Source organism: Micromonospora sp. NPDC050795 (assembly GCF_044456785.1).
Taxonomy (GTDB): Bacteria; Actinomycetota; Actinomycetes; order Mycobacteriales; family Micromonosporaceae; genus Micromonospora.
In genome coordinates, this window is sequence record NZ_JBITGE010000001.1 from 159,354 (window position 1) to 185,583 (window position 26,230).

Sequence of the window (26,230 nt, forward strand, 5' to 3'; positions counted from 1 at the left end):
AGCCCACCGGCCCGACCCGCAACTCTCCCAACTTTCGCCCCTGCTTCAACTGCGAGTCACATCCGTCTCGGGTTAGGTTGGGCGAGCCGGTCCGGCCCAGTGCCGTCCGCCCGGGTGGCCCCGGCCGGTGTCGTCGAGGGCGTCAGCAGCCCCGGCGGCCGTGGGAGAGGGGCCTTCCGCTCTTGTCATCCCTGAGAAATCTGCTGCGCACCGTGGCGCTGGTCGGCATGTCGGCCGCGCTGATCGCCCCGACGGCGGTGGCCCAGGCCGAGCCGTCCCCCGCCGACCTGACCCGCCGGATCGAGACGTCCTCGGCCGAGTTGGAGCGGGTCGTCGAGTCGTACAACAAGTTGCGTGAGGAGATCAAGACAAACGAGGCCGCCGTGGCCCGATTACAGACCCGCATCGGCCCGCTCGAACAGCAGGTCGAGCAGAGCCGGGCCGACGTGGCCGAGATCGCCTCCACCGCGTACAAGAGTGGCGGTCTGCGCACCGCGGACGCCCTGCTGCGCGCGGGCGGCTCGGCTGCGCTGCTGGACCGGCTCGGCACGATCGAGCAGCTGACCCGCCAGCGGCAGGAGAGCATCTCCGGCTTCACCGCCGACCAGCGGCAGCTGCTCGACGAGAAGGCCCGCCTGGGCACGACCTTGACCCGGCAGGCCGCACAGGCCCGTCAGCTCGCCACGGCCAAGAAGCAGATCGAACAGGACCTGGCCAAGCTGTACGAGCTGCGCCGGCAGGCGTACGGGGCCGCCACCGAGCGACCCGAGCCCACGGCAGCGACGGCCGAGTCCAGGAACGTGCCCGCCGTGTCCGGTGCTGCCGGAACAGCGGTGCGTTACGCGTTCGGGGCGATCGGGAAGCCGTACAAGTGGGCGGGCGAGGGGCCGGACGGCTACGACTGTTCCGGGCTGACCCTGGCGTCCTGGCGGGCGGCCGGCAAGTCGCTGCCGCACAGCGCCCGGATGCAGTGGAGCGCTGTCGCCCACATCGGGCGGGGCGAGCTACGCCCCGGCGACCTGATCTTCTACAGCGGGCTGGGGCACGTCGCCCTCTACGTCGGCGACGGTCAGGTGATCGACGCGCCCAGCGCCGGTCGCAACGTGCTCAAGCGGGGCATGAACATGATGTCCATCCACGGTTACGGCCGGGTCCGCTAACCACTGTCACTGACGGCGAACGGCCGGCGTCCCCCTATCGGACGCCGGCCGTTCGCCGTCATTACTACCAGGTCAGGCCGCCTGCAGCCCCTCCGCCCGGGCCAGCTCACGGAGCCGGCCGAGGGCCTGGATCTCCAGTTGCCGGATCCGCTCGCGGGACAGCGAGAACCGTGACGCGACCTCGGTGAGCGAGTGCTCCCGGCCGTCCTCCAGCCCGTAGCGGGCCCGCATGATGCCGGCGGACCGGTCGTCGAGGTGGTTGAGCAGCCCCTCGATGCGCTGCCGCTCCAGGCCGCTGAGAACGATGTCCTCCGGCGACGGCGCGTCACTGTCGGCGACCAGGTCACCGAGGTTCGTGTCGCCGTCGTCGCCCACCGGGGTGTCGAGCGAAACGGTGTCCTGCGACCAGCGGCGCAGCTCGTTCACCCGCTCGACGGTGACGCCGAGGGCGTTGGCGATCTGCTCCGGCTCCGGGTCGCTGCCCAACTCACGGGTCAGCTGCCGGGCCACGTTGCGCATCCGGTTGACGTCCTCCACCAGGTGCACCGGCAGACGGACGGTGCGCTCCTGCTGGGCGATCGCCCGGCTGATCGCCTGCCGGATCCACCAGGTGGCGTAGGTGGAGAACTTGTAGCCGCGCTCGTAGTCGAACTTCTCGACCGCCCGGACGAGGCCGGTGTTGCCCTCCTGGATCAGGTCCAGCATGGGCATCCCCGAGCGCACGTAGCGCCGGGCGATCGACACGACCAGTCGGAGGTTGGCGCGGATGAAGAGGTCCTTCGCCCGCTCGCCCTCGACGACCAGCCATTCCAGGTCGGCCCGGTCGACACCGGCGGGAACGGCTTCCTCACCGAGCAGGTGCTCGGCGTAGAGGCCGGCCTCGATCGCCTTGGAGAGATCGACCTCCTTGGCGGCGTCCAGCAGTGGCGTCCGGGAGATCTCGTGCAGGTAGACGCCGACCAGGTCGCGCTCCTCGGCAACCTCGTCGGTTCGCATGCCGATGTTCTTGTCCACGTTGCCCACGGTCCCCTCGCTCGCGCCGGTTGCCCGGTTCCTTGCCATTCCCCACACCTGTCAGCCCCTGGTAACTTCTGCTGTGCCCATCGGTGCTGACACCTACACAACAGATGAGACGTGTCGGGGATTCCTGGTCGTGAGTCGAAAGTGTCACGAATGCCTGAGTAGTAGCTGAGAGCACGGTCCATGTTTGCTGTCAGCACCCGTCGGGTGGCTCGCCACTGGGCACCACGTACGGGTTACCGCACCATGGCAACACCGCCCGTCGCGGGGGCACAGCGACCCGGATCACCACCATGATGCGATCCTGGTCACTGCCAGATACGCGCCGGTGAGCCGGTCGGTTCATTCACGGGGGTGTTATTACCCCCCGGCCAGATGAACAATCCGAGGGCCGATTCGCTTCCCGGGGGACGGGGGCGCTACGAGGCGAGCAGGGCGAGGGCGCCGCGCACCTGATCGGCCGAGCGGGCCAGCGCGGCCCGGGCAGCGTCGATCTCGGCACCCGAGACAAGGGCGACGAGCGCCGTCTTCAGGTCCCCGTCGGCGTCGGTGAGGGCCTGCTGGGAAAGCTCCTCCGAGCAACCGGTGGCCTCGACCAGAATCGAGATCATTCGTCCGCGAAGTTTCGCGTTGGTGGCCACCATATCGATCATGAAGTTCGAGTAGACCCGGCCCAGACGCACCATGACGGCGGTCGAGAACGTGTTGAGCACCAGTTTCTGCGCTGTGCCCGCCTTCATCCGGGTCGACCCGGTGACCACCTCGGGTCCGGTGTCCACCCCGATGAACACGTCGACCGACCGGGCGGCCTCCGCCTCCGGATTGGCGCAGAGCAGCACCGTCGAGGCGCCCTTGGCGCGGGCCGCGGACAGCGCCCCGAGGACGTACGGGGTGCGTCCGCTGGCCGCCAGACCGACCACCAGGTCCCCGGCCCGTACACAACTGGCCGATTCGACCGCGCCGCCCCGGTCGTCGTCCTCGGCGTCCTCGACGGCCCGCCACATGGCGTCCGGGCCTCCCGCGAGGTGTGCGCAGAACCAGTGTCGGGGCGAGTTGAAGGTGGGGGCCAGTTCGGCCGCGTCGAGCACGCCCAGCCGGCCGGAGGTGCCGGCCCCGAAGTAGTGCACCCGGTGACCGCCGCGTAGCGCCGCGACAGCCAGGTCGACGGTGGTGGCGATCTCGTCGAGCACCGCGGCGACCGCCGCGGGTACCCGTCGGTCCGCCTCGTTGATCACGGTGAGCACGTCCCGGGTCGACATCAGGTCGAGGTCGACGCTGTGCGGGTTACGTCGTTCGGTGGGGGCACCCACCCGGACCGTGGGGCGAGCGGGCCGTGCGGGCATCTCCGCACCGGCCGTCATGCCCGCCTCCGGTTGGCACCCACCCGGTGCGACTGGACCGCCTCGGCGGTCGCCTCCAGGGCCTTGCGTGCCCGGGCGCGGTTGCGGGCCGCCACTCCGACGAAGAGGCAGTCGACCACTGTGAGCTGGGCCAGCCGGCTGGCCGTCGCGCCGGAGCGGTAGGTGGTCTCCCGGGCCGCCGTGGTCAACACGAAGTCCGCCACGTCGGTGATCGGCGAGCGCGGGAAGTTGGTCAGCGCCACGGTCACGGCACCGCGGGTACGGGCCTGCTCCAGCACCTCGATCACGTCGGAGGTGGTGCCGGTGTGCGAGATGCCGATCGCCACGTCTCCCCGGCCCAGGAGGGCGGCCGAGGTCAGCGCGGTGTGCACGTCCGGGAAGTAGAAGGCGATCCGGCCGATGCGGTGCAGCTTCTGCTGGAAGTCCGAGGCGACGAACCCGCTGGCGCCGGCCCCGTAGATGTCGATCCGAGCGGCACCGCTGATCGCCTCGACCACCTGCTCGCAGACGGCGGGGTCGAGTTGCTCGGCGGTCTCCTCGACGGCGCGGGCGTCGTTGAACGCGATGGTGGCGATGATCTGGGCGAGGTCGGCGCCGGGCGGGATGTCACCGCCGACGACGCGGGCGTCCGGTGGCTCGATCCGGCGGGCGGCCTCGGCGGCGAGGCGGATGCGCAGTTGGGGGTAACCGTCCATGCCCACCGAGCGGCAGAACCGGATGACCGTCGCCTCGGAAGTCTCGGCTGCGGTGGCGAGGTCGGTGATTGTCCGTCGGGCGGCGGCCGCCGGGTCGGAGACGACCAGCCGGGCGACCCGCTGCTCGGCGGGCGACAGCGATGGCAACAGCCCGCTGATGTGGACGATCAGCCCACCGGGCTCGTGACTCGCAGAAATCTTCGGACTCTTCGCCACGGGTGAAACTTACTTTCACCAAGCGTGAGCGTCAACTATGACTGTCCGACGTGGGGGAAACTTCGATCGCCGGGATCACCGGTCCCGCACAGCCTGCCACTTTCCCAGGATCGCCGCCTCATCCGCCGGGTCGAGTCCACCCTGCCGGACGGCCGCCGGGTGTGCGGCCATCCACGACGCCGTCGCCCGAACGGTATCGACCAGCGGACGGACGGTCAGACCGGCGTCCAGGGCCGGTCGGACGTCCCGGTCCATCAGGCCGGCGGTCTCCGGCAGTCGCACCCAGAGCGGCAGCGCCCGCTCCCCCGACCACTCGCGCACGTCGTGGGACAGCAGGAACTCCTGGTCGACCCAGGTGAGGGCCGGATCGGCGACGCCCAGCCCGGCGGCCACCCCGGCCAACAGGTCGGCCCGGGACATCGCCGGACCGGAGCCGTCGTACGTGCCGCCGAGGCCGGTGCCGGCGGCGTGCAGCAACCAACGCGCCAGATCGGCGACGTCCACGAACTGCACCCGATCGGTCGGGCGCCCGGGGGCCAGCACCTCGCCACCGGCCGACAGCCGCCGCACCCAGTACGGGAAACGGTCGCTCGGATCCTCCGCGCCGACGATCAGCCCCGCCCGGCAGATGAACGAGCGGTCCACGCCCACCCGCTCCCGGACCAGCTCCTCGATGCTCACCTTGCACTCGCCGTACCAGCGGTGGTCCGGGCCGACCGGACCGTCCACGTCCGGCGGGGCGGGCGCCAGGATCGGCGCGCCCGCAGCGGTCTGGCCCGGCGTGGTGTGATCCGCGTACACCGAGATCGTCGACACGAACGACCAGTGGTCGACGTGGTCGGCGAGCGCGGCGAGCGCGTGCCGGGCGTGGCTGATCTGGCGGGTCACGTCGACCACGACGTCGAAGCCCCCGGCGGCGAGCGGGACGAGCGACTCGGGATCATCCCGGTCGGCCGCCACGAACCGCGCCCCGGCCGGCACCGCGCCGGACACGCCCCGGGCCGCGCAGGTCACCTCGTGACCCTGTTCGACGGCGAGCTGCGCCGTGGCCCGACCGAGGAATTGGGTGCCACCGAGAATGAGGATCCGCATCCGCCGATCCTGCGCCCCCGAGGTCCGAACAACCCAACCAATCTGCCGACGGCAGACCGCGATCATGAAGTTGTCGCCCCTCGGATCGGCGTGTCACGGCAACAACTTCATGATCGACGGAGGCGCTCGAAGGGCGGGGGGGCACTAGCGTGGGGCTTATGGGAGAGCGCAGCGTGTTGGTGACCGGGGGTTCCGGCGGGCTCGGCGGGGCGGTCGTCACCGCGTTCGTCGAGGCGGGCTGGCGGGTGGTCGTACCCGAGCGGAAGGCCCGGCCCGGGTCGGAGCCGGCGGTGGCCGGGCTGGTCCGCGTGGTCGCGGACCTGGGCGAGCCGGCGGGCGCGGCGCAGGCGGTCGAGGCCGCGGCCGGCGACCCGGCGGCGCCGCTGCGCGCGGTGGTCAACCTCGTCGGTGGGTACGCCAGCGGCGGGTTGGTCCACGAGACCCCGGTCGAGGAGTTCGAGCGGATGCTCACCGTCAACCTGCGGCCGACCTATCTGGTCACCCAGGCCGCGCTCCCGCACCTGGTGGCGTCCGGCGGCGGCGCGGTGGTCTGCGTCTCGGCCCGCGCGGCGGTCACCCCGTTCCGGGGCGCGGCCGGCTACTCGACGGCCAAGGCGGCGGTGCTGGCCTTCGCCAACGCGGTAGCGGTGGAGTACCGCTCGCAGAACGTCCGTTGCAACACGCTGCTGCCCAGCGTCATCGACACCCCGGCGAACCGGGCCGCCCAGCCCGACGCCGACCATTCCCGCTGGGTCACCCCGGCCGAGATCGCGCCGGTGATCCGGTTCCTCGCGTCGGCGGACTCCGCCCCGACCAGCGGCGCCACGGTGCCGGTCTACGGGCGGGCCTGAGCCACCACCGGGCCGAGGTCCTCTCCGCCCCGGGCGGACGGCGGTAGCCAGGTCTCCAGGTGCGCCTGAATCTGCTCGGTCACCTCCTCGGCCGTGCGGCCCGCGTCCACCAGCACGAAGCTGGGGTACTCGGGCAGTGCCCGGTAGGCGGTGTCGGCGGCCGTCAACCACCCCATCGTCTCGTGGTCGGTGCCGCGTTCCTCGATACGCCGGTACGCCTCCGCCGGGTCGACGGCGAGCAGGAAGGTCACCTGCGGCGTCGGGAACAGCCGGTAGCCGGCCCGGGCGAGCCGCTCCCAGCGCTGCCCGCCGTGCGCCCGGATGCTCGCGTACTGGCAGGCCGAGTAGCGGTCCATCACCGCCGTCCGGCCGGTGAGCAGACAGCTGATCAGGGCGATGGCGATGGCCAGCCAGCGCAGTACCGACTCCACGGCCAGCACGCCGTCGCGACCGACGAGCCGCTGCGCGTCCGGCCGGCCGAGGCGTTGGGCGATCCGACCGAGCCAGCGGCGGCCACTGGCGTTGCGGCGGTAGGTGGCGGGGCGCCCGGCGGCGTTCAGCGCGTCGGCCAGCCGGTGTGCCTGCGTGGTCTTACCCGAACCGTCGATTCCGATCAGGGCGACGGTGCGCAATCGGGCCTTGCGTCGTCGCATCCCCGATGATCTGGCCACTCTCCACAGGTTATCCGACCCACGCACGTGGTCCGCGAGGTTTGTGGTGCTTCATCCCTGTTGACGCCCGACCGAGACACCAGCAGGTGTGGACGACCGGAGTGCCGGGTACCGGAGTTCGAAATCCAACCGCCGGTCCACCAACACGACGACGGAGGAACCAGATGGCTGAGCGCGGAGACGAGAGTCTGGTGCACACCCTCAAGAAGGTCGCCGCCGTGCTCAAGCAGTCCGAGATTCCGTTCGCCCTGGGCGGCAGCTTCGCGGTCTACGCCCACGGGGGGCACTCCAGCGATCACGACGTCGACTTCCTGATCCGGGAGGCCGACGTGGAAGAGGCACTGGAGGCCCTGGTGGCCGCCGGTTTCGTCGCGGAGCGTCCGCCGGAGGACTGGCTGGTGAAGGTCTTCGACGACGGCCGGATGGTGGACCTGATCCACCGGCCGATCGAGACTCCGGTCACCGAGGAGACGTTCGCCGACACCGTCGTCCGACCGGTGGACGCGATTCGCATGCCGGTGCTGTCCGCGACCCAGCTGATGGTGCACAAACTGCTCAGCTTCTCCCAGCACTACTGCGACTTCGCCCGCGGCCTGCCGCTGGCCCGCTCACTGCGGGAGCAGATCGACTGGGAACGGGTACGCAAGGAGACGCAGCACTCGCCGTACGCCGAGGCGTTCCTGGTGCTGCTGGACCGGCTGGAGGTGGTGTCGGTCGCCGGCACCCAACCAGGAGAGGGGACATCGTGACCCACCATCGCGACATCGACACCGGGCCACCCGACGAGTACGTCGAGGCGGAGATCCAACGGCTGCTCGTCGAGGACCCCGCCGTCGCCGAACAGGGGATCACAGTGGTTCGACGGGAACGCGCCCTCGTGCTCTACGGCGAGGTGGAGAGTCCGCACCGACGGGACGAGATCCTACGTCGGGTGTCCGAGCGCTTCCCGGACGTGCCGGTCACCAGCGACATCGGGGTGATCCGCGCCCAAGCGCCCACGGAGATCGAGCAACTGCCCTGAGGGAGGTTCCATGGTGATCCGGATTGCCGCTGTGGGCGACGTGCATCTGGACGAGGACGTGGTCGGCCGGTTCCGACCGGCGCTGGAGGAGCTGCCGGAGTGCGCTGATGTGCTGCTGTTGGCCGGGGACCTGACCCGGCACGGCACCGAGGCCGAGGCGCGCTGCGTGGCAGAGGAGTTCGGCGGCCTGGCCGTACCGGTGGTGACCGTGCTGGGCAACCACGACCACCAGTGTGACCAGGTGCCACAGGTGGTCAAGGTGCTGGAGGACGCGGGCATCACGGTGCTGGAGGGCAACGGCGTCGTGCTGGACTGCGCGGGTGGCCGGCTCGGCATCGCCGGCGTCAAGGGCTTCGGCGGCGGGTTCGCCGGGCGGTGCGCCAGTGACTTCGGCGAGCCGGAGATGAAGTCCTTCGTGCGGACCACCACCGAGAGCGCGGACCGTCTCGGTGCGGCGCTGCGCTCGCTGGACTGCGACATGCTGGTCGCGCTCACCCACTACTCGCCGGTGCCGGACACGCTGGCCGGCGAGCCGTTGGAGATCTACCCCTTCCTGGGGTCGTACCAGCTGGGACAGGCGATCGACTCGGCGCCCACGGCGCTGGCCGTGCACGGGCACGCGCACGCCGGCACCGAGCGCGGCACGACCCCCGGCGGGGTACGCGTCCGCAACGTCGCGCACCCGGTGATCAAGCAGGCGTACAGCGTCTTTCATGTCGGGGATCAACTCGACACCGACCAGGTTTCCCCGATCGGCCAGTCGGGTAGTCAGAGGTCATGGAGCTGATTCTCTGGATTCTCGCAGTCGTACTCGTGGTCGCCGGCATCCTCGCGCTGTTCCGCCGGCAGATCCTGTGGGGCGTCGTCCTCATCGTTGTCGGGCTGTTGGTCGGCCCGGGTGGTGTCAGCATCTTCAATTAGCGCTCATACCTTCGAACACCGGGACCCGTCGGGGTCGCCGCGACCGGAGCTTCGTCCTCCCGACAGAAGCACCGGCCGCGGCGATCCCGGCGCTTTTTTGTGGCTGCCGACCCGGTGAACCGCCCTTCGGCTCGCCGGTTTGCCGACCCCGAGGGCTCGGCGGTTTAAGCCGACCCCGGGGGGAAATATCTCGACCATGGAGATGTCTCAGGACGCGCCGGCGGCCTCCGGGCGGCGGGCCTGGTGGGCCCCTCGCCGGTTTCGCGGCGGCGGTCATCGTCGCGGCCGCGATCGGCGGCCTGGGCGTGCAGGGCACCACCGAGGAGTACGCGAACCTGCGGCAGCCCGGCTGGGCCCCGCCCTCGTGGCTCTTCGGCCCGGTCTGGTCACTGCTCTACGCGCTGATCGCGGTGGCCGGCTGGCTGGTGTGGCGCCGGGTCGGCTTCTCCCCCGCCCTCTGGGCGTGGACCGCCCAACTGGTGCTCAACGCGATCTGGACCCCGCTGTTCTTCGGCGCCGGGCGGTACGGTCTCGCGTTCGCCGAGATCGTGCTGATGTGGCTGGCGATCGGCCTGACCGTGGCGCTGTTCGCCCGGGTGTCCCGGGTGGCGACGGCGCTGCTGCTGCCGTACTGGGCCTGGGTCACCTTCGCCGCCGCGTTGAACCTGGCGATCTGGCAACTCAACAACTGACCGCACGGTCCCCGGCGGCGCGCGCCCGCCGGGGACCGTGACAGTCACCGGGTCAGCAGCGGGGCACGCCCGGGATGTAGCCGTCGGAGCCGGTGTACACGTACGCGTCGGCGATGTAGCGGCCGGAGCCGATCCGGTCCCAGATCGAGCTGGTGCCGTACGTGCCGGTGACCGTGGTGCCACTGGTCTGGCAGGCGATCGTCACCCGGGTGCCGTCGGCGACGGTGCCCACCGAGGCGTACCCGGTGCCGGGGCCGGAGCGGACGGTCAGTGGCGTGCCGCTGGTGTCGACGGTGCCGTTGCCGCTGCCCGAGGAGCACCCGTTGTTACTGGTGTAGCTCTTGGTGCCCCAGTACAGCGCGAGGGTGCCGTTGAAGCGGACCTGGATGTCGGCGCCGTTGAGGCGCTGCTCGTAGTGCAGGTGGGGGCCGGTCGATCCGCCGGTGCTGCCGACCCAGCCGAGCACCTTGCCGTACCCGACCGTCTGCCCGACGGAGACGTTGAAGCCGCTGAGGTGGGCGTAGTACGTGCTGTAACCGCCCCCGTGGTTGATTCGGACGTACTTGCCGTAGCTGGTGCCGCCGAGGTCGGTCACCCGGTCGACGGTGCCGGGGGCGCTCGCCACCACCGGGTCGCCCTGGTCGTCGGTGCGGTTGAAGTCGACGGCGTACGCCGGGCTGTGGTCCGACCGGGTCTGCCCGGACCAGGACTGCCCGCACGGGAACGGCACCCTGAAGGTCGGCGCGGCCAGGGCCGGGGTCGCCGGCACCAGCGCTCCCCCGACGAGGAGACCCGTCACCAACAGGCTGATCCACCGCTTTCGCATACAGCTCCTCCTATGTCGAAAACCTTCGATCCGGTCGGGCTAGCCTGACAGATATCGTCAATCTTCGAAAGAGTCCTCAGCCTGTCCCGGAAACGCGCCCACCAGGCAGCCCGCAGGTTTCCGGATTGTTACTCGCTCGTGTCTGACAGGGGGTGGACCGGGCCGGATGCAAGCGCTTACATGTGTGCACGCCCAATCGGACCGGCGACGGGTCACCAGCACGACCGCGCCGGCTAGGAAGGAGGACGGCATGGCGGTCTTTACCAGACCACGCCAGGCCTTCGTGATCGCCGGTGTAGTCGGGCTGGCGCTCAGCGCCACCGCCTGCGGTACCGGCGACGACAAGAAGAGCAGCAAAGCGGGTTCCGCGGAGTGCGCCGCATACGACAAGTACCAGGGTCACGACGGCAAGAAGGTCTCCATCTACGCGTCCATCCGTGACGCCGAGGCCGACCTGCTGGAGCGGTCGTGGTCGCAGTTCACCGAGTGCACCGGCATCGAGATCGACTACGAGGGCAGCGGCGAGTTCGAGGCGCAGCTCCCCGTCCGGGTCGACGGTGGCAACGCCCCCGACATCGCCTTCGTGCCGCAGCCGGGCCTGGTGAAGCGTTTCGCGGACGCCGGCAAGCTGAAGTCCCTCGGCGCCGACACCAAGGCCCTCGCCGAGCAGAACATGCCGGCCGACTGGCTGAAGTACGGCACCGTGAACGGGACGCTCTACGGCGTGCCGCTCGGCGCCAACGTGAAGTCCTTCGTCTGGTACTCGCCGAAGACGTTCAAGGAGAAGGGCTGGGAGGTTCCGACCACCTGGGACCAGCTCATCGCTCTGAGCGACAAGATCGCCGCCAGCGGCACCAAGCCGTGGTGTGCGGGCGTCGAGTCCGGTGACGCCACCGGCTGGCCGGCCACCGACTGGATCGAGGACGTGGTCCTGCGTACGCAGGGTCCCGAGGTCTACGACCAGTGGACCACCCACGCCATCCCGTTCAACGACCCGAAGATCGTCGACGCGGTCGACCGCGCCGGCAGCATCCTCAAGAACGAGAAGTACGTCAACGGTGGCTTCGGCGGCGTCAAGAGCATCACCACCACCGCCTTCCAGGAGGCGGGCCTGCCGGTGACCACCGGCAAGTGCGCGATGCACCGACAGGCGTCGTTCTACGCCAACCAGTTCCCCGAGGGCACCAAGGTGGCCGAGGACGGCGACGCGTTCGCCTTCTACTTCCCGGCCATCGACCCGGCCAAGGGCAAGCCGGTGCTGGGCGCGGGCGAGTTCGTCGTCGGCTACGCCGACCGTCCCGAGGTCCAGGCCGTGCAGACCTACCTCGTCTCGGCGGAGTACGTGAACAGCCGCGCGAAGCTCGGCAACTGGGTCACGGCGAACAACAAGCTGGACATCGCCAACGTCGCCAGCCCGATCGACAAGCTGTCCGTCCAGATCCTCCAGGACAAGACGGGCACCTTCCGCTTCGACGGATCCGACCTGATGCCGGCAGCAGTCGGCGCGGGAACGTTCTGGAAGGGCATGGTCGACTGGCTGAACGGCAAGGCGACCGCCCCGGTGCTCCAGGGCATCGAGAGCAGCTGGCCTAAGTGATCCCGGCGGTGGCCCGGTCCGCTGTCGCGGGCCGGGCCACCGGCCGAGGTGGACCCGGAAGGGAGGGTTGATGACGTTCGACTTCGCCGATCAGCAGCCGAAGTTCCTCATGCTGATGTACGGGCTGGTCGCCTTCGTGGTGGTCGTGGGCGGTCTACTCGTGTTGCTCGACGTGGTGCCGGCCTGGTTCGCCCGTCGGCGGGAGGCCCAGCTCGTCGCCGCCTCAGTGGGCGGGGGCCCGCTGCCCCGCCGACGCAAGCAGCGGGAAGGGCTCTTTGCCTTCTTCTTCCTGCTGCCGACTCTGCTGCTGCTCGTCGTCGGCCTGGTCGTGCCGGCCATTCGCACCACGCTGCTCTCCCTGATGGATGGAAGCAGCACCAACTGGGTGGGCCTGCGCAACTACGGCTGGATGTTCTCCGACGACTCGATCGTCCGGGTCCTGATCAACACTCTGGTCTGGGTGCTCCTGGTCCCGCTGGTGGCGACCGGCTTCGGCCTGATCTACGCCGTACTCGTGGACAAGGCCCGGTTCGAGGCGGTGGCGAAGTCGCTGATCTTCCTGCCGATGGCCATCTCCTTCGTCGGCGCCAGCATCATCTGGAAGTTCGTCTACGCCTACCGGGGTGAGGGCGACCAGATCGGTCTGCTCAACCAGATCGTGGTCAGCCTCGGCGGTGAACCGAAGCAGTGGCTCCTCGAATCACCCCTGAACACGCTGCTGCTGATCGTCATCATGGTCTGGATCCAGGCCGGTTTCGCCATGGTGGTGCTCTCCGCCGCGATCAAGGCGATCCCCGGCGACATCGTCGAGGCCGCCCGGCTCGACGGCGTCAGCCCGTGGCAGATGTTCTGGCAGATCACCATGCCGAGCATCCGGCCGGCGCTCATCGTCGTGGTGGTGACGCTCACCATCGCCACGCTCAAGGTCTTCGACATCGTCCGGACCTCGACCAACGGCAACTACGACACGAGCGTGATCGCCAGCGAGATGTACAACCAGGCGTTCCGGTACGGCCAGAACGGGCAGGGTTCCGCGCTCGCGGTCTTCCTCTTCATCCTGGTCATCCCGGTCGTGATCTACCAGATCCGCAACCTCCGTCAGCAGCGGGAGGGCTGAGATGACCACCGCAACGCCCACCGTCGCCGCCGGCGCCCAGAAGACCGACGACACCCCGAGCACCACGGCCGGCCGGGTTCGCAAGCGGCTGAACAGCCGTACCGCGACGCTCGTCTCGATCGCCATCGCGGTGGTCTGGACGATCCCGACCTTCGGCCTGCTCGTCTCCTCCCTCCGGCCGGAGGACGAGATCAAGACCACCGGCTGGTGGACGGCCTTCACCAACCCCCAGTTCACGTTCGAGAACTACGAGCAGGTTCTGTTCGGGCGGTCGGCGTCCTCGGGGCAGCTCGCCGGTTCCTTCATCAACTCGCTGGCGATCACCATCCCGTCGGTGCTCTTCCCGCTCGCCTTCGCCTGCCTCGCCGCGTACGCGCTGGCGTGGATCAACTTCCGCGGTCGGGACTGGGTCTACATCGCGATCTTCGCGTTGCAGATCGTGCCGCTGCAGATGGCCCTGGTGCCACTGCTGAAGTTCTTCTCCACCGGCGTCACCCTCGGCGGCGTCACGCTGATGCCGGCCTGGGACCTGGTCGACGAACAGAAGTTCGCCCAGGTGTGGTTCGCGCACACCTGCTTCGCGCTCCCGTTCGCCGTCTTCCTGCTGCACAACTTCATCTCGCAACTGCCGGGGGACCTGATGGAGGCGGCCCGCGTCGACGGCGCCACCCACCCGAAGATCTTCCGCACCATCGTGCTGCCACTGATCACCCCGGCGCTGGCGGCGTTCGGCATCTTCCAGTTCCTCTGGGTCTGGAACGACCTGCTGGTGGCACTGATCTTCGCCGGTGGCGGCAACGAGACCGCCCCGCTCACCGTCCGGCTCGCCGAGATGGCAGGCACCCGGGGCAACGAGTGGCAGCGCCTGACCGCCGGTGCGTTCGTCAGCATCGTCGTACCCCTCATCGTGTTCCTGTCCCTGCAGCGCTTCTTCGTGCGAGGTCTGCTCGCCGGCAGCGTCAAGGGCTGACCCGCGCGCCCGCCGCCGCCTGGCCCCTCGGGCGGCGGCGGGCGCTCCGGGCACCGAGCGGGGGAAACCGTGACGAGGATCGATGATGTGGCCCGGCTGGCCGGAGTCTCCACGGCCACCGTCTCGCGGGCGCTGCGCGGACTACCGACGGTCTCGGCCGCCACCCGGCGCCGGGTGCTCGCCGCCGCCGAGCAACTCGACTACGAGGTCTCGCCGAGCGCGTCCCGGCTCGCCGGGGGCCGGACCGGCACGGTGGCGGTGGTGGTCCCCCGGATCACCCGCTGGTTCTTCAGCACCGTCGTCGAGGCGGTCGAGGAGTACCTCCACCAGTCCGGCTACGACCTGCTGCTCTACAACCTGGGCGGCCGGGAGCAGGTGCGCCAGCGGGTCCTGCGGACGGCCAACCTGCACAAGCGGGTGGACGCCATGATGCTCGTCGCCACACCCCTGCGTCCGGCCGACCTGACCGCGCTGGCCACGCTGGAACTGCCCGGCGTCACCATCAGCTCGGGCAGCAGGGTGCCCAACTGGCCGTGCGTACGGATCGACGACGTGGCGGCCGCGCGGGTCGCGACCAAGCATCTGATCGACCTCGGCCATCACCGGATCGCCCACATCTCCGGCGACCCGGACGACGAGTTGGCCTTCACCACCCACCTCGACCGACGCCGGGGTTACCAGGCGGCGCTGCGCTGCGCCGGCCTGCGACCCGACCCCACCCTGGACATCGAGTCCACCTTCACCATCGACGGTGGCAACCGGGCCACCGCCGAGTTGCTGGCCCGCGGCGAGCCACCGACCGCGATCGTCGCCGCCTGCGACGAGATGGCGATGGGCGCGATGACCGCCCTGCGCGACGTCGGGCTGCGGGTGCCGCAGGACGTCAGCGTGGTCGGCATCGACGACCACGACCTGGCCGGTGTGCTCGGGCTCAGCACCGTCGCCCAGCCCGCCGCCGAGCAGGGCCGGCTGGCCGCCCAGATGCTGCTCGACCCGCTCGGGGCCCGGCCTCCGGGGCCCATCGTCAGTCAACGGGGTGCCGGTTGCGACACTCCGGTGGTCCTGCCCATCCGGTTGGTGGTCCGGGACTCGACAGCACCGCCCCGGGCACACTGAAGTCCACACACCGCAACACGGGAGACGACCCTGAACACCGACTCGACGCAGCAGACCCCCTCCGGTCCCCCGGCCACCGGCTGGTGGACCGAGGCCGCCATCTACCAGATCTACCCCCGCTCGTTCGCCGACTCGGACGGGGACGGCATCGGTGACCTGCCCGGCATCACCGCCCGCCTCGACCACCTGGTCGAGCTGGGCGTGGACGCGGTGTGGCTCTCCCCCTTCTACCCCTCGCCGCAGGCCGACGCCGGCTACGACGTGGCCGACTACCGCGACATCGACCCGCTGTTCGGCACCCTCGCCGACGCGGACAAGCTGATCGCCGAGGCCCAGGCCCGCAACCTGCGGGTGATCGTCGACCTGGTTCCGAACCACACCTCGTCGGCGCACCGCTGGTTCCAGGCCGCGCTGCCGGCCGCGCCCGGCAGCGCGGAACGGTCGCGGTACGTCTTCCGGGACGGCCGTGGTCCGGCCGGCGACCAGCCGCCGAACGACTGGCAGAGCGTCTTCGGTGGTCCGGCCTGGACCCGGACGGTCGACGCCGACGGACAGCCCGGCCAGTGGTACCTACACCTGTTCGACACCGGGCAGCCGGACCTCAACTGGGACAACCCGGAGGTGCACGCGGAGTTCCTGGACGTGCTGCGCTTCTGGTTGGACCGCGGGGTGGACGGCTTCCGGGTCGACGTGGCGCACGGCCTCATCAAGCAGGCCGACCTGGCCGACTGGCAGGAGCCGCAGGAGATCCTCTCCGGCAACGAGATCGACAAGCCTCGCCCGCCGATGTGGGACCAGGACGGCGTGCACGAGATCTACCGGCAGTGGCGGCAGGTGTTGGACAGCTACCCCGGCGAGCGGGTGCTGGTGGCCGAGGCCTGGGTGGAACCGGCCGAGCGGCTGGCCCGCTACGTCCGCCCGGACGAGATGCACCAGGCGTTCAACTTCGAGTACCTGCTCGCCGCGTGGAGCGCACCGGCCCAGTACGCGGTGATCACCCGTTCGTTGGAGGCGACCGACTCGGTCGGCGCACCGACCACCTGGGTGCTGTCCAACCACGACGTGGTGCGGCACGCCTCCCGGCTCGGCCTGCCGATCGGCACCGTACGCCCCAACGGCATCGGCATCGGCGACCCGCAGCCGGACGCCGCACTCGGTCTGCGCCGGGCCCGGGCGGCCACCCTGCTGATGCTGGCGCTGCCCGGCTCGGCGTACCTCTACCAGGGTGAGGAGCTGGGGCTGCCCGAGCACACCACCCTGCCCGACGAGGCCCGGCAGGACCCGACCTGGGCACGCAGCGGGCACACCCAGCGCGGCCGGGACGGCTGCCGGGTGCCGATCCCGTGGGAGGCAGACGCCCCGTCGTACGGCTTCGGGCCGACCGACGCGAGCTGGTTGCCGCAGCCCGCGCTCTGGGCGGAGTACGCGCTGGACCGCCAGCGCGACGTGCCCGGTTCGACGTACGAGCTGTACCGCACGGCGTTGCGGTTGCGCCGTGCCCACGGGCTGGGTCGCGGCACCCTGGAGTGGTTGTCCTCGGGCGACGAGGTGCTGAGCTTCCGCAACGGTGACCTGACCGTGCTGACCAACTTCGGTGCCGCCCCGGTGCCGGTGCCGGCCAACGCCGAGGTGCTCGCCGCCAGCGCGCCCCTGGACGACGACGGTGCGCTCCCGGCCGACGTCACCGTCTGGCTGCGGGCCTGATCCACACGCCGTGAGGGGCCAGGATCCGCGCACCATCAGGGATGTTGGCCCCTCACGCTCGCCCGAGGCAGTACCTTCCCTGATGGTGCGCGGATCAGGAAGAACAGGGCGGCGGTCAGAGGCGGTCGGCCCGGGCGTGCAGCAGGTCGTGCACGTTGTCGATGTCCGCCGGTGAGGTTCGCGAGGCGAGCCAGTACATGATCCCCGTCGGGATGAAGAAGAGCTGGAACGCGGCCAGCCCGACGGCGAAGTTCAGCGGTGGTGGGAACGCCACTCGCAGCGCCTGGAACGCCACCCCGACCAGCCCGTTCCCGGCGGCGCGACCGACCCCGTTCACCAGGTTGCCCAGGCTGTAGACAGTGCCCCGGTGCTCCGGTGGGTTGACGTCGGCGATCAACGCGAACCAGTTCGGCGAGTTGGCCGACGTCAACGCGAGCGCCACGACGGCGGTGAGCAGGCTCAGCCCGACCGACGGCTCGGTGAACACACTGGCCAGTACCGCACCCACCACCGCGCCGCCGCTCGCGCCGTCCGGCACGTCGATGGTCACCGGCACGAAGAACAACACCAGGTAGAACGGCAGCGCGGCGAGGATGCCGATCGAGGCGACGAGTGCCCGCCCTCGCGGGGTACGCCGTTGCACGGCGTCACCGATCAACCCGCCCACGATGGACAGCACCCCACCGAGCTGGAACAGGGTGGCGAAGACGCTGCCCACCACCACAGCTGTCGACGTGGAGTAGCCCTGGGCCTCGGCCCGTTCGGCGAACAGCACCGGCAGCCAGACCAACGAGCCGAAGGCGGCCTGCGCGGTCAGACCCTGCAGGATCAGCCACCGGTTGGTCCGCCGGGCCAGGATGCGCGGCACGTCGGCGCGGCTGATCCGGTAGTCGTACTCGGCGCCGGCGTCCAACCTGCCGGCCAGTTCCGGCTCGCTCTGGCCACGCCGGACGTCGTACGTGAACAGGTAGGCCACCGTGGCGACGAGGCCGACGCCGGTCAACAGCAGGAACGGCCGACGCCAGTCGGCAGCCCCGAGCAGCCCGCCGAGGAGAGTGCCCGCGAGGGTGCCGACCCCCTGGGAGAGACCCCAGAAGCTCATCACCAGCCCGCGTCGGGTCGGCGAGATCAGGTCGGTCACCACGGAGAAGCCCACCGACCCGACCGCGCCGAGACCGACCGCCGCGACCAGTTGCGCGGCCAGGAACGTCAGGTAGCCGCCGGCGAGGGCGCTGCCGCCGGTGCCCGCCGCCCAGAGCAGGGTGCCCACCATGAGCAGCGGTTTGCGGTTGGTGTGGTCACCGACGTACGCCCAGCCGACCGCCGCGACCGCGCTGACCAGGAAGCTGACCGCGGTGACCACGCCGAGCAGCCGACCGGACACGTCGAACGCGTCGGAGATCGGGCCGTACAGCGGGGATACCAGCCCGATCGCCACGTTGTCCAGCGAGGCGAGCAGCACGAACACCGCCACGCTGTACAACCGGTGCGCCCGCCCACCACCCCGACCGTGCGGGCGCAGGCCGGGCCCGCCACTGGTCACCGTCATGACCGGCAGCCAACCAGACCGCGTGCAGGAGGTCGTCACGCGGGTGGGTGCCGGTCGACGGTGACCGGCACCCACCCGCGCGTCGATCCCGACGGTCAGCGCCGGTCGAGCACCAACCCCCGCGCCGCGGCGTACTGGTCGCGCACCGCGGGGACGGCCGCCGCCGCGTACTCCTCGGTGCCCTCGACCGCCCAGACCGGCGGCTCGTCGCCGCCCAGGGCGACCCAGGCGGCCTGCCGGGCGGCACCGTCAGCGACGTACTCCCCGGCCGGTGGGACGACGACCGGGCAGCCGAAGACCTGTGGGGCGATCTGCCGCACCGCGGCCGACCGGGCACCGCCGCCGATCAGGATGACCCGGCGAGCGGTAGCGCCCTGCGCGGTCAGCGCGTCCAACCCGTCGGCGAGCGCGCAGAGCATGCCCTCCACGGCGGCCCGCGCCAGGTGCGCGGGGGTCGACGTACGCAGGGTCAGGCCGTGCACCGCACCGGTGGCGAGCGGTCGGTTCGGCGTCCGCTCACCCTCCAGGTACGGCACCATGACCAGCCCGTCCGCCCCGGCCGGCGCGGAGAGCGCCAGCTCGGCCAGCTCGTCCAGGTTGACGCCGAGCATCGCCGCGGCGGCGTCCAGCACCCGGGCCGCGTTGAGCGTGGCGACCAGCGGCAGGAAGCGACCGGACGCGTCGGCGAAGCCCGCCACCGCACCGCTCTCGTCAGCGGCGGGCACGTCGGCGACGCTGAACACGGTGCCGGAGGTGCCGATCGAGACGATCACGTCACCGGGCCCGGCGCCGACACCGAGCGCGGCGGCGGCGTTGTCCCCGGTGCCCGCACCGAGCAGGGCCCCGCCCGGCCCACCCAGTACGTCGGACAGCTTTCCCGCCGAATCCGCCGGACCGAGCACCTCGGGCAGCACCAACCGCCGGCCGAAGCCCCGCTCCAGCAGGTCCAGCCGGTACTGCCCGGTGGCCGGCGACCAGTAGCTGGTGCCGCTGGCATCACCCCGGTCGGTACGCAGCGCGTCCAGCCCCGGTGCTCCGGCCAGCCGCCAGGTCAGCCAGTCGTGCGGCAGGCAGACGGCCGCCACCCGGGCTGCCCGCTCCGGCTCGTGCGTGGCCAGCCAGCGCAGCTTGGTGAGGGTGAAGCTGGCCACCGGAACGCTGCCGGTGGCCTCGGCCCAGAACCGACTCCCGGCCGAGCCGCCGCCGGCCTCCTCGATGAGGTCGGCGGCGGCGTCGGCGGACCGGGTGTCGTTCCACAGCAGCGCCGGGCGGACCACCCGGCCGTCCTCGTCGAGACACACCATGCCGTGCTGCTGGCCGGCGACGGAGATCGCCGCCACGTCGGCCAACCCGCCGGCCTGGTCGGCGGCGCTACGCAGTGCCTGCCACCAGGCTTCCGGGTCGACCTCCGTGCCGTCCGGGTGCGGTGCCCGGCCCTGCCGGAGCAGGGCGCCGGTTTCCGCGTCCCGGATCACCACCTTGCAGGACTGGGTGGACGAGTCGACGCCCGCGACCAACGGCATGGCGGGGCCTCAGCGGGCGCCGAGCAGGTGCTCGACGGCGAGCTGGTTGAGCCGCACGAAGGCGAAGCCCCGAGCGGCCACCGCGTCGACGTCGACGTCCTCGAACGCGGACCGGTCGGCCAGGAACTCCTCGTAGCCCTCGCCGTCGCCGAGCGTCGGCGTGCTCAGCTCGCCGACCTTGCTGGCGGCGAGCGCCTCGACCACCTCGGGGTCGGCGCGGAACGCCGCCGCCCGCTCCTTGAGCAGCAGGTAGGTGCTCATGTTGGCCGCCGCGGAGGCCCACACGCCGTCCATGTCCTCGGTGCGGGACGGCTTGTAGTCGAAGTGCCGGGGGCCGTCGTAGGCCGGACCGCCGTTGGGGCCGCCGTTCTCCAGGAGGTCCACCAGGGCGAACGCGTTCATCAGGTCACCGTGGCCGAAGACCAGGTCCTGGTCGTACTTGATGCCGCGCTGGCCGTTGAGGTCCAGGTGGAACAGCTTGCCCTGCCAGAGCGCCTGGGCGATGCCGTGGGCGTAGTTGAGCCCGGCCATCTGCTCGTGCCCGACCTCCGGGTTGAGGCCGACCAGCTCGGGGTGCTCCAACTGCGAGATGAAGCCGAGCGCGTGCCCGATGGTCGGCAGCAGGATGTCGCCGCGCGGCTCGTTGGGCTTGGGCTCCAGGGCGAACCGCAGGTTGTAGCCCTTGTCGATGGAGTACTGGGTGAGCAGGTTGACGGCCTCGCGGTAGCGGTCCAGGGCGGCCTGGACGTCCTTGGCGAGGTCGTACTCGGAGCCCTCGCGGCCACCCCACATGACGAACGTGCTGGCACCCAGCTCGGCGGCCAGGTCGACCTGACGCAGCACCTTGCGCAGCGCGTACCGGCGGACGTCGCGGTCGTTGCTGGTGAAGCCGCCGTCCTTGAAGATCGGGTGGGTGAACAGGTTGGTGGTGACCATCGGCACCACCAGGCCGGTCTCGTCGAGGGCCTTGCGGAACCGGGCGATGTGCTGGTCCCGGGTGGCAGCGTCGACGCCGAACGGGATCAGGTCGTCGTCGTGGAAGGTGATGCCGTACGCGCCCAGCTCGGCGAGCCGGTGCACTGCCTCGACCGCGTCGAGTTCGGGACGGGTGGCGTCACCGAACGGGTCGCGGGCCTGCCAGCCCACGGTCCAGAGCCCGAAGGAGAACTTGTCGGCGGGGGTGGGACGGGGTGCCATGAGCAACCTCCGGGGTGGTGTTGTCCGCTATTTGTTCAGCGATTGAATTATTTGCCCACCCTATGGCACTGTCAAGGGGTGAGCCTCACCCACGCCCCGGCCGGCGCTGTCCGTCAGGGCAGCCTGCGCGAGCTCAACCTCGCCCTGGTCCTCGGCCGGATCGCCACGGCCGACCGACCTCCCTCCCGGGCCGACCTGGCGACCGCTACCGGCCTGACCAGAGCCACCGTGTCCGCGGTGGTCGAAGACCTGCTCGCCGGCCGGCTGGTCAGTGAGTCCGACCCCGCACCCCGCTCGGGAGCCGGCCGCCCGGCGCGCGGACTGGTCCTGGCCGATCAGGGGCCGGCCGGGCTCGGGCTGGAGGTCAACGTGGACTACCTGGCGGTCTGCGTGGTGGACCTCGCCGGCCAGGTCCGGCACCGCACCGTGCACCGGGCCGACCTGCGCCCGGTGGCCCCCGCCGACGCCCTGGCCCGCCTTGTCGAGATGGCCGGGGCAGCCCGCGAGGACGCCGCCCGGCGCGGCCTCACCCTGGTCGGGGCCGCCCTGGCGGTGCCCGGCCTGGTGGACGACGCCGGGCTCGTCCGGCTCGCGCCGAACCTCGGCTGGCATGACGTGCCGGTGCCGGCGCTCCTCGCCGAGCACCCTCCGCTGATCGAGCAGGTGCCCGGTATCCCCGCACTGGTGGTGGACAACGAGGCCAACCTCGCGGCGCTCGGCGAACTGCACTCGCAGCCCACCGGCACGTCCAGCTTCCTGCACATCTCCGGCGAGGTGGGCATCGGTGCCGGCATCGTGCTGGACGGCGCGCTGTTTCGCGGCGTACGCGGGTGGAGCGGCGAGATCGGGCACCTCCCCGTGCACCCCGAGGGCCGTCCGTGCCGCTGCGGCGGGCAGGGCTGCCTGGAGCAGTACGCCGGTCAGGAGGCGATCGTGACCGCCGCCGGGCTCGCCCGGGCGGAGCTTCCCGCAGACACCGCGACGGCCCGGTTGGCCGAGTTGGCCGAGGCCGGCGACGCCGACGCGCTGCGGGCGCTGCGCGACGCCGGAACGGCACTCGGCGTCGCGGTGGCCGGCGTCGTCAATCTGCTCGACCTGGACACCGTGGTGCTCGGTGGCGGTTACGCGGCGCTCGCGCCCTGGCTGTGCCCCCCGGTCCTCGCCGAGATCGGTGCCCGGGTGCTCACCGCGGCCTGGTCGCCGGTCACGGTCCGTCCGTCGACGCTCGGCGCGGAGGCCGCCGCGGTAGGCGCCGCCGGCTCGGTGGCCCGCCGGATCGTCGCCCAGCCCGCCGGCTGGTTGGCCCGCGCCGGCTGATCGCCACCCGCGCCGTGCATCGCTGTCGGGGGGAATCGGTACCCTTGCTGTCAGGCAAACGATCCCCGGTGAGGAGTCGAGAAGCAGCATGCGCACACGTCGTCAGACGCGAGCCGGCGTCCGGCGGTGACCACGACCCAGCGACCCGGCGGCACCCCGTTGCCGGCCGACGAGCGGTTGGCCCGGGAGTTGCTCGACGGGCTCGCCGAGGCCGTGCTGACGACGGACGAGGCCGGTCGGGTCACCCTGGTCAACGCCATGGCTGCCGAGTTGATCCCGGAGATCGACGCCGGCACCGAGCTGGCCGGGTGCTCGGTGGCGGCACTGGCCCGGGCTGTCGCCGGCGGCGCTGACCACTTCGACGCCGACCACCACGGCCGGCGACTGCGCGGCGTCCGACGGCAACTCGCCGGCTCCCGGTGGGCGTGGTACGTCCGCGACGTCACCGAGGAGCACGCCCGCGCCGACGCCCTGCTCACCGAACGATCCCGCACCGCGTTCCTCGCCCAGGCCGGCAGTCGGCTGGCGCTGGCCCTGCACCGCGACCAGGTCCTCCTGGCCACCACCACGCTCGCCGTTCCCTACCTCGCCGACGTCGCCGTCGCACTGCCCCGACCGACAGCGCCGGCCGAGCCGCACCCCCGATGGATCCGGTACGCCGACGGCGAGCCCGCCCCGATCACCGGGCTGGCCAGCCCCGCGCTGACCGGCTCCGTGCCCGGGCTGGCCGAAGTGCTGGCCGGCGACCGGGCCGAACCAGGCCCTTGGCCGGACGCCCCGATCACCGACCTGGCCGACCTGCTGCCGCCCGGGTTCGGCCCCCCGGGCATGGTGCTGGTCAGCCCGCTTCTCAGCGCCAGCGGGTCGGCTGGTGCGCTACTACTCATCCGCCGGACCGGGCGGCCCGACTTCGACCGGCGCGACGTGGAGCTGGCCCGGGAGTTCGCCACCCGCGCGGGTGCCGCGCTGGCCACCGCCGACCTGCACGGCGAGCAGGCTCACCTGGCCCGGGTGCTGCACACCAGTCTGCTCCCGCCCGAGCTGCCCGTCGTGCCCGGCGTGAGCCTGGCCGGCGGCTACCGGGCAGCGGGCGACACCCTCCGCATCGGCGGCGACTTCTACGAGGTGTTTCCGCACCCGCGCGGCGCCCTGTTCGCGCTCGGCGACGTGTGCGGCAAGGGTGTGGGCGCGGCGGTGCTGACCGGCCGGGTCCGCCAGTCGTTGCAGACGCTGAGGCTGGTGGAGCACCGCCCGCTGGAGCTGATCCACCTGCTCAACCAGGCGCTGTTCGACGCGCCGGACGCGGCACGACGCAACCAGTTCACCACCCTGTTGCTCGGTTCCCTGGACCGGGGGCCGACCGGGCTCGATCTTCGCGTCGCCGGCGGGGGTCACCCGGCGCCACTGCTGGTCACCGCCGACGGCACCGTCACCCCGGTCCCGGTCGGTGGCATGCCGGTGGGGGCGCTGACGGCCGCACGGTTCGCCGAGAGCCGGGTGCACCTCGATCCGGGCGATCTGCTGCTCGCGTACACCGATGGGGTGACCGAGGCGTGCAACCCGCGCGACGCGGCGATGTTCGGCGAGGCCCGGCTGCGGGCCGCGCTCGTGGCGGCGGCCGGGCAACCGCCGGCGGCGCTGATCGACCGGGTGCTCCGCGCTGTCGACGACTGGGCGGGCGGGCAGGCCCACGACGACATCGCGATGCTGGCCGTAGGCGTCCCAGCATGACCGACGGGTGGCCGCCCGGCCGGCTCGATCAGGCGGTACGCGCCACCGGCGGGCCGTCGGCCGGCCACTCCCTGGTGCTGCCGACCGATCGTTCCGGACCGCCCGACGAACCCGTCCACCCCGTTCGGGTCTGCCGACCCGAATCGCCCGACCAGTCCCCCGACCGCCCACCGGGCCGGTCCGGGCCGTCCGGCCAGTCCCCCTGGCCCGGCGGCTCATCCGACGCCGGCGCGTGCTGCGCCTGCTGGCGGCGGGCGGTCTCGTCGAACTCCCGCATTCCGCGCAGCAGCGCGTCGCGGCCCTCCCGGCTCATCCCGGCAAGCACGGCGGCGAGTTGGCCCTGGCGGTCGGCCCGCAGCTCGGCGAGCAGCCGACGAGCCTCCGGGGTGAGGTGCAGCGAGATCTCCCGTCGGTCGAAGCGGCCCGGCTCACGCTCCAGCATGCCGGCGGCGACCAGCCGGTCGCAGAGACGGCTGGCGGAGCTGAGCAGCATGTCGAGTCGGGTGGCGAGCCGACGCAGGTTGATACCGTCGTCCTGCTCCACCACCATCACCGCCCGCAACTGGGCGCCGGACACGCGGTTGGCGGTCCCCTCCCGGGCAGACTCCCAGATGCCCAGCAGGGCAGCGGCCGTCGCATCCAGCGCGGCAGCCATACTCGCCTCAGGGTCCGTCGGACGGTTCAGTTCTGCCATGGTGGCCCGAGAGTACTCCGAACCTCCTGGTGGTCGAGCTTTCAGTGAAGGACTGACGATGAACGAACCGGTCAACCGGGCACGACGTGCCCTGAACGAGACACCAGCTGACCGGCTCGTCGGTGGCATCGGGGACGTGCTCGCCCAGCCGTACGGGATCACCGACGTCGAGCTCTATCAGGTCGACTACCGACTCGCGGAGCTGCTGCCACTGACCGAGGGTGACTCGATCACGAGCCCCGGGCATCCGGCCTGGCGCGCCTTCGACCACCAGTCGCCGATAGTTTCCGACGGCACCGCCTGGTTCCCGGTCACCATGCGTGGCGAGCGTCGGGGGGTGCTGCGCCTGTCGCCCGTTCCGGACGACCGGGAGTTCTTCGCCGACCTGGCCGACATCGCCACCGCGCTCGCCCACGAGGTGGCGGCGGTCTCCGCCGGCACCGACGTCTATCGGGCGGCCCGGCGCACCCAACGCCTCACCCTGGCCGCCGAGATGCAGTGGGACCTGCTCCCCGGCCGCAGCCGCATCCGGCCCTCGTTCAGCCTGGCCGGGCAGTTGGAGCCGGCGTACGCGGTGCGCGGCGACAGCTTCGACTGGTCCGACGACGGGGAACGGGTCTGGTTGTCCACCATCAACGGCACCGGTGAAGGGGTGGCCGCGTCCCTGCTCACCTCGCTGGCCACCCACGCGTTGCGCAACGCGCGTCGGGCCGGGCTGAGCCTGGCCGACCAGGCCGCCCTCGCCGACCAGGCCATCTACGACCTGTACCGGGGCGAGCAGCACCTCTCCGCGTTGCTGATGGAGCTGGACCTAAGTTCCGGGATGATGACAGTGGTGGACGCCGGCTCACCCCGGCTGGTCCTGCTCCGCGACGGGGACGTCACCGAGCAGCCGCTGGAGGCGCAGTTCCCGCTGGGCATGTTCGAGGCGACCGACTACCACGAGCAGAAGTTCCCGCTGCAGCGCGGCGACCGGCTCTTCGTGGTCAGCGACGGGGTGGTGGAGGCCGCCGGTCAGCACATGCGCTACGGCGAGACGGCGCTGGACCGGTTCCTGCGGCGGACCGGGCCGATGGCCCCCCTGGACGCCGTCCGGTCGCTGATCGGTGATCTGCGCGCGTTCGTGTCGGGTGACCTGGTCGACGACGCGGTGGTCGTCTGCCTGGACTGGACCGGCCCGCAGCCGTGA

General features: G+C 71.4%; 24 protein-coding genes and 1 pseudogene. 15 read left to right on the forward strand and 10 right to left on the reverse strand.

Annotated features, from left to right (window positions below):
* The first annotated feature begins 182 nt into the window (after nt 1–182).
* Entirely contained in the window at nt 183–1,160 is a 978-nt protein-coding gene (locus tag ACIBEF_RS00930) for an NlpC/P60 family protein (RefSeq protein ID WP_396790034.1), read from the forward strand.
* Between the two features lie 72 nt (nt 1,161–1,232).
* Here the strand turns inward: ACIBEF_RS00930 and ACIBEF_RS00935 are convergent, their stop codons facing one another.
* The 4 genes from ACIBEF_RS00935 to ACIBEF_RS00950 all read right to left on the reverse strand — a co-directional run bounded on the left by ACIBEF_RS00935 (nt 1,233) and on the right by ACIBEF_RS00950 (nt 5,544).
* Nucleotides 1,233–2,222 carry an RNA polymerase sigma factor RpoD/SigA gene (locus tag ACIBEF_RS00935; RefSeq protein ID WP_091405669.1) on the reverse strand — a complete coding sequence of 330 codons (990 nt, stop codon included), beginning with the start codon at nt 2,220–2,222 and terminating at the stop codon, nt 1,233–1,235.
* Nucleotides 2,223–2,599: 377 nt separating this feature from the next.
* On the reverse strand, nt 2,600–3,541 hold the full coding sequence (murQ, locus tag ACIBEF_RS00940) for an N-acetylmuramic acid 6-phosphate etherase (RefSeq protein ID WP_396790036.1): 942 nt from the start codon (nt 3,539–3,541) through the stop codon (nt 2,600–2,602).
* A complete protein-coding gene (locus ACIBEF_RS00945; protein WP_355008959.1) occupies nt 3,538–4,452 on the reverse strand; it encodes a MurR/RpiR family transcriptional regulator in 915 nt (304 codons plus the stop codon). Before ACIBEF_RS00945 ends, murQ begins: the two co-directional genes overlap by 4 nt.
* A 75-nt stretch (nt 4,453–4,527) precedes the next feature.
* Entirely contained in the window at nt 4,528–5,544 is a 1,017-nt protein-coding gene (locus tag ACIBEF_RS00950; protein WP_396790039.1) for an NAD-dependent epimerase/dehydratase family protein, read from the reverse strand.
* 158 nt (nt 5,545–5,702) lie between these two features.
* On the opposite strand from ACIBEF_RS00950, the gene ACIBEF_RS00955 reads away from it, so the two are divergent.
* On the forward strand, nt 5,703–6,395 hold the full coding sequence (locus tag ACIBEF_RS00955; RefSeq protein ID WP_396790040.1) for an SDR family NAD(P)-dependent oxidoreductase: 693 nt from the start codon (nt 5,703–5,705) through the stop codon (nt 6,393–6,395).
* Here ACIBEF_RS00955 and ACIBEF_RS00960 read toward each other — a convergent pair.
* Nucleotides 6,380–7,048, reverse strand: a complete 669-nt coding sequence (locus ACIBEF_RS00960) for a dTMP kinase (RefSeq protein ID WP_396790420.1) — start codon at nt 7,046–7,048, stop codon at nt 6,380–6,382. The genes ACIBEF_RS00955 and ACIBEF_RS00960 overlap by 16 nt on opposite strands.
* 182 nt (nt 7,049–7,230) lie before the next feature.
* On the opposite strand from ACIBEF_RS00960, the gene ACIBEF_RS00965 reads away from it, so the two are divergent.
* The 5 genes and pseudogenes from ACIBEF_RS00965 (at nt 7,231) to ACIBEF_RS00985 (ending at nt 9,700) form a co-directional block, all read left to right on the forward strand.
* Nucleotides 7,231–7,815, forward strand: coding sequence for a nucleotidyltransferase (locus tag ACIBEF_RS00965; protein ID WP_396790042.1), 585 nt, complete (start codon nt 7,231–7,233; stop codon nt 7,813–7,815).
* A complete protein-coding gene (locus ACIBEF_RS00970) occupies nt 7,812–8,087 on the forward strand; it encodes a hypothetical protein (protein WP_355008963.1) in 276 nt (91 codons plus the stop codon). Before ACIBEF_RS00965 ends, ACIBEF_RS00970 begins: the two co-directional genes overlap by 4 nt.
* A gap of 10 nt (nt 8,088–8,097) precedes the next feature.
* Complete coding sequence (locus tag ACIBEF_RS00975; RefSeq protein ID WP_396790044.1) at nt 8,098–8,874, forward strand: metallophosphoesterase; 777 nt, start codon at nt 8,098–8,100, stop codon at nt 8,872–8,874.
* Entirely contained in the window at nt 8,865–9,008 is a 144-nt protein-coding gene (locus ACIBEF_RS00980; protein WP_165947907.1) for a GPGG-motif small membrane protein, read from the forward strand. Before ACIBEF_RS00975 ends, ACIBEF_RS00980 begins: the two co-directional genes overlap by 10 nt.
* A gap of 196 nt (nt 9,009–9,204) precedes the next feature.
* A pseudogene (locus ACIBEF_RS00985) lies at nt 9,205–9,700 on the forward strand (TspO/MBR family protein).
* 52 nt (nt 9,701–9,752) lie between these two features.
* On the opposite strand, the gene ACIBEF_RS00990 reads toward ACIBEF_RS00985, so the two are convergent.
* Nucleotides 9,753–10,526 (reverse strand): peptidoglycan DD-metalloendopeptidase family protein, encoded by a 774-nt coding sequence (locus ACIBEF_RS00990; protein WP_357234316.1) that lies wholly within the window; start codon nt 10,524–10,526, stop codon nt 9,753–9,755.
* 250 nt (nt 10,527–10,776) lie between these two features.
* Between ACIBEF_RS00990 and ACIBEF_RS00995 the strand changes: the two genes are divergently transcribed.
* The 5 genes from ACIBEF_RS00995 (at nt 10,777) to ACIBEF_RS01015 (ending at nt 17,030) form a co-directional block, all read left to right on the forward strand.
* The gene (locus tag ACIBEF_RS00995) at nt 10,777–12,123 is read left to right on the forward strand and encodes an ABC transporter substrate-binding protein (protein ID WP_396790046.1); all 1,347 of its coding nucleotides are present in this window, start codon (nt 10,777–10,779) and stop codon (nt 12,121–12,123) included.
* A gap of 70 nt (nt 12,124–12,193) precedes the next feature.
* Nucleotides 12,194–13,240, forward strand: a complete 1,047-nt coding sequence (locus tag ACIBEF_RS01000; RefSeq protein ID WP_396790048.1) for a carbohydrate ABC transporter permease — start codon at nt 12,194–12,196, stop codon at nt 13,238–13,240.
* 1 nt (nt 13,241) lies between these two features.
* The gene (locus ACIBEF_RS01005; protein ID WP_396790050.1) at nt 13,242–14,210 is read left to right on the forward strand and encodes a carbohydrate ABC transporter permease; all 969 of its coding nucleotides are present in this window, start codon (nt 13,242–13,244) and stop codon (nt 14,208–14,210) included.
* Nucleotides 14,211–14,279: 69 nt separating this feature from the next.
* Nucleotides 14,280–15,326, forward strand: coding sequence for a LacI family DNA-binding transcriptional regulator (locus ACIBEF_RS01010; protein WP_396790052.1), 1,047 nt, complete (start codon nt 14,280–14,282; stop codon nt 15,324–15,326).
* Nucleotides 15,327–15,356: 30 nt separating this feature from the next.
* A complete protein-coding gene (locus tag ACIBEF_RS01015; RefSeq protein ID WP_396790421.1) occupies nt 15,357–17,030 on the forward strand; it encodes a glycoside hydrolase family 13 protein in 1,674 nt (557 codons plus the stop codon).
* 115 nt (nt 17,031–17,145) lie between these two features.
* Here ACIBEF_RS01015 and ACIBEF_RS01020 read toward each other — a convergent pair whose 3' ends face one another.
* The 3 genes from ACIBEF_RS01020 to xylA form a co-directional block, all read right to left on the reverse strand.
* The gene (locus ACIBEF_RS01020) at nt 17,146–18,579 is read right to left on the reverse strand and encodes an MFS transporter (protein WP_396790053.1); all 1,434 of its coding nucleotides are present in this window, start codon (nt 18,577–18,579) and stop codon (nt 17,146–17,148) included.
* Between the two features lie 95 nt (nt 18,580–18,674).
* On the reverse strand, nt 18,675–20,102 hold the full coding sequence (xylB, locus tag ACIBEF_RS01025) for a xylulokinase (RefSeq protein WP_396790055.1): 1,428 nt from the start codon (nt 20,100–20,102) through the stop codon (nt 18,675–18,677).
* A 9-nt stretch (nt 20,103–20,111) separates the two neighbouring features.
* Complete coding sequence (gene xylA / locus ACIBEF_RS01030; protein ID WP_366608097.1) at nt 20,112–21,299, reverse strand: xylose isomerase; 1,188 nt, start codon at nt 21,297–21,299, stop codon at nt 20,112–20,114.
* Nucleotides 21,300–21,377: 78 nt separating this feature from the next.
* Here xylA and ACIBEF_RS01035 point away from each other — a divergent pair, with 78 nt between their 5' ends.
* Entirely contained in the window at nt 21,378–22,616 is a 1,239-nt protein-coding gene (locus ACIBEF_RS01035; protein WP_396790058.1) for an ROK family protein, read from the forward strand.
* 126 nt (nt 22,617–22,742) lie between these two features.
* Nucleotides 22,743–24,347: a SpoIIE family protein phosphatase gene (locus ACIBEF_RS01040; RefSeq protein ID WP_396790060.1), complete on the forward strand. Its 1,605-nt coding sequence runs from the start codon at nt 22,743–22,745 to the stop codon at nt 24,345–24,347.
* Nucleotides 24,348–24,375: 28 nt separating this feature from the next.
* Here ACIBEF_RS01040 and ACIBEF_RS01045 read toward each other — a convergent pair whose 3' ends face one another.
* Nucleotides 24,376–25,002 carry a MarR family winged helix-turn-helix transcriptional regulator gene (locus tag ACIBEF_RS01045; protein WP_396790062.1) on the reverse strand — a complete coding sequence of 209 codons (627 nt, stop codon included), beginning with the start codon at nt 25,000–25,002 and terminating at the stop codon, nt 24,376–24,378.
* 97 nt (nt 25,003–25,099) lie between these two features.
* Between ACIBEF_RS01045 and ACIBEF_RS01050 the strand changes: the two genes are divergently transcribed.
* Nucleotides 25,100–26,230 carry a PP2C family protein-serine/threonine phosphatase gene (locus tag ACIBEF_RS01050; RefSeq protein ID WP_396790064.1) on the forward strand — a complete coding sequence of 377 codons (1,131 nt, stop codon included), beginning with the start codon at nt 25,100–25,102 and terminating at the stop codon, nt 26,228–26,230.